Source organism: Oleiphilus sp. HI0067 (assembly GCF_001635735.1).
Genome location: NZ_LWFI01001696.1, coordinates 1 through 830, shown reverse-complemented (window position 1 = coordinate 830; position 830 = coordinate 1). Strand labels below are relative to the sequence as shown.

The window sequence follows — 830 nt, the reverse complement described above, 5'->3', positions numbered from 1 at the left end:
TACACCAGCATCAGCTGAAAGCAAAAACACAACCGCTTGTGCATTTGGAATCATACTCACTGTCAACTCAGGCTCCGAACCCAACGCGTTTAATCCCGGAGTATCTAAAATACGCACACCTTGTTGTAGCAAAGGATGCTTTAGACTGAGCTGCGCATGACGCCATCGAGGAATAATAACCTTCTCGGGGTTTTCAAGATCTTGCTCTTGCATTGATTCTTCAAACCCCAAGGCAAGCGCTTCGTCTTTACTAACTGACACAACCTCAGCCACGCGTTCTAATATCTTACTGGCGTCATCTTGTGATAGCTCATCTAATTTATATGATTCCCATAGCTCCGTTTTTTGCTTCATTTCTGTAATAGTGAGATTCAGACGACGGCTCTCGATAGGCAATAAACGCAAATAAGAACGCTTAACTTGGCGATCATAAAATAATTCTGTGGGGCACATTGTTGTACGCCCCGCTTTAGAAGGAAGAATTCGTTGGAAATTTTCTGTATGAAGGAGCGCGTTAATTAATTCCGTTTTACCACGGGAAAATTCACCTACAAGTGCCAAAGTTAGCTCATCCTCTTGCAGTTCCAAGCAAGTACGAGCTAGACGTTTAATAACATCTTCTGAAGCAGCACCGTTTTCTGAAAGCCACGAACAGTATGTTTGAATCTGCTCAAGTAAACCTTGTTTCCAAGCGTAAAATTGATCAACACGCTGAACAGAATGACTTAATGTTTGAGGTGAACCCATCTTGGTCACAATCGCCCTATCTATACACAATAAATTAAGTATAGATAGGATTTAGAAAGTGCTGATTGAAAGATGCTTTTTTG

The 830-nt window shown here is 41.6% G+C and carries 1 protein-coding gene; it reads right to left on the bottom strand.

Annotation, left to right across the window (positions count from 1 at the left end; all coding sequences use genetic code 11):
* Nucleotides 1–747: dynamin family protein (locus A3739_RS27030; RefSeq protein WP_231877162.1), on the bottom strand; the 747-nt coding region annotated here is incomplete at its 3' end.
* Nucleotides 748–830: the final 83 nt, after the last annotated feature.